Source organism: Aquipuribacter hungaricus (assembly GCF_037860755.1).
Lineage (GTDB): Bacteria > Actinomycetota > Actinomycetes > Actinomycetales > JBBAYJ01 > Aquipuribacter > Aquipuribacter hungaricus.
Window position 1 is genome coordinate 1 of the sequence record NZ_JBBEOI010000462.1, and the last position, 961, is coordinate 961.

The 961-nt window shown below is 75.8% G+C and carries 1 protein-coding gene; it reads right to left on the bottom strand.

What is annotated here, in order from left to right:
• Positions 1-932: CheR family methyltransferase (locus WCS02_RS20615; protein ID WP_340296184.1), on the bottom strand; the 932-nt coding region annotated here is incomplete at its 3' end.
• Positions 933-961 lie beyond the last annotated feature (29 nt).

Here is a 961-nt window from a genome sequence, read left to right on the forward strand (position 1 = left end):
GGGGCGCGCGCCGCAGGGGCGGGCCGGGTCGTGGCGGTGGTGGTCCTGGACCCGGCCGGCGGGGCCGCGGGCGGCGCGCCGTCGAGGCGGAGGACGGACGTGGTGCCGACCTGCTCGCGGGCCCAGCCGACGTCGAGGCCGAGCGCGGTCTCGGCGGCACCGAGGAACAGGTAGCCGTCGGGGCGGGTGACGGCACGGGTGCGGCGCAGGATGTCGCACTTGGTGTCGCCGTCGAAGTAGATGAGGACGTTGCGGAGCATGACGACGTCGAAGCGGCCGAGGTCGGTGAAGGGCTCGGCGAGGTTGCCCTCGCGGAACCGGGTCATCCGGCGCAGCTGGGGCGACACCTGCCAGTGCGACCCGTCGCGCTCGAACCAGCGGACGAGCGAGGCGGCGGGCATGCCGCGGTTGACCTCGAGCTGCGAGAAGCGCCCGGCGGTCGCGCGCTGGACCATGGCCGGCGACAGGTCGGTGCCGACGATGTCGACGGTCCAGCCCGGCGGCACGACCTCGGTGCAGATCATGGCGATGGAGTAGGCCTCCTGGCCGGAGGAGCAGGCGGCCGACCAGATGCGGATCGACCGCTCGGCCGCGCGCTCGCGCACCAGGGCGGGCAGCACGACCGTGCGCAGCGCCTCGAACGGGCCGTTGTCGCGGAACCAGGAGGTCTCGTTGGTGGTCATGGCATCGACGACGAGGTCGACGACCCGGCGGTCCCCGGCGCGGGCGCGGGCGACGAGGTCGCCGACGCTGTCCAGTCCCTCGGACCGCACGACGGGCGCCAGGCGGGTGTCGAGCAGGTACTGCTTGGACTCGTCGAGGACGATGGCGGAGCGGCGGCGGACCAGGTCGCGCAGCCACACCGCGTCGGCCGGGGTCATGGCGGCGGGGCGCGCGAACGCGGGCCGGGCGCCGGCGGGCGGGGCGGGCACGGACGCGGCACCAGCGGCGGTACCGGGGG